Source organism: Bradyrhizobium uaiense (genome assembly GCF_010811875.1).
GTDB lineage: Bacteria > Pseudomonadota > Alphaproteobacteria > Rhizobiales > Xanthobacteraceae > Bradyrhizobium > Bradyrhizobium uaiense.
Genome location: NZ_VKHP01001203.1, coordinates 1 through 225 on the forward strand (window position 1 = coordinate 1; position 225 = coordinate 225).

1 protein-coding gene is annotated in these 225 nt (G+C 58.7%); it reads left to right on the forward strand.

The genetic code is table 11. The features are described 5' to 3' along the window. Positions 1-5: 5 nt before the first annotated feature. Positions 6-225, forward strand: a 220-nt coding sequence (locus FNJ47_RS55835; protein ID WP_163163903.1) for a transposase, incomplete at its 3' end; no start/stop codon positions are given.

A 225-nucleotide genomic window follows, 5' to 3' on the forward strand; every position in this document is an offset into this window, starting at 1 on the left:
TTTCAATGATTCATGGGTGGTCGGCTCTTGGAGGGCTGACCATGGCGGAATGGGAAGACGAACTCGAACGCTGGCTGAAGCCGTTCTTGGACCGGTTTGGTCACAAGACTCGGCAGCGGATGTGTCCTCTGTATGTTGCGGGACTGATCGGTCCTGGCGATCGCAAGAGCGTTCAGCCGATGGCGGAGCGCCTTGCCACGGGCAACTACGACCAGCTGCACCATT